The organism is Streptomyces sp. NRRL WC-3618 (genome assembly GCF_001280005.1).
Lineage (GTDB): Bacteria > Actinomycetota > Actinomycetes > Streptomycetales > Streptomycetaceae > Streptomyces.
Genome location: NZ_LGDW01000302.1, coordinates 1 through 411, shown reverse-complemented (window position 1 = coordinate 411; position 411 = coordinate 1). Strand labels below are relative to the sequence as shown.

Annotated in this window: 1 pseudogene; it reads left to right on the top strand. The window is 69.1% G+C overall.

Annotated elements, in window-relative coordinates:
• Positions 1-46: 46 nt before the first annotated feature.
• Positions 47-411 (top strand): annotated as a pseudogene (locus tag ADL01_RS46495) (hypothetical protein); the annotation flags it as partial.

The following is a 411-nucleotide window of genomic DNA, read 5'->3' as shown; positions in this document are numbered from 1 at the left end:
GGGGACCGCGGTGGTTTCCGTCGCGACGACAGCCGGGACAACCGTGGTGATCGTGGTGGCCGTCCGGCCGGTGGCGGTTTCCGTCGTGATGACGACCGTGGTGGGCGTCCGGCCGGTGGTGGCTTCCGTCGTGATGACGACCGAGGTGGTCGCCCCGCCGGTGGTGGCTTCCGTGGGCGTGACGACCGCAGGGACGACCGACGTGATGACCGACGTGAGGGTGAGCGTTCCAGCTTCCGTCGTGATGATGATCGTGGTGGGTTCCGTGGGCGGACCGACGATCGTCGGGATGACCGCGGTGGTGATCGTGGCGGGGACCGCGGTGGTTTCCGTCGCGACGACAGCCGGGACAACCGTGGTGATCGTGGTGGCCGTCCGGCCGGTGGCGGTTTCCGTCGTGATGACGACCGT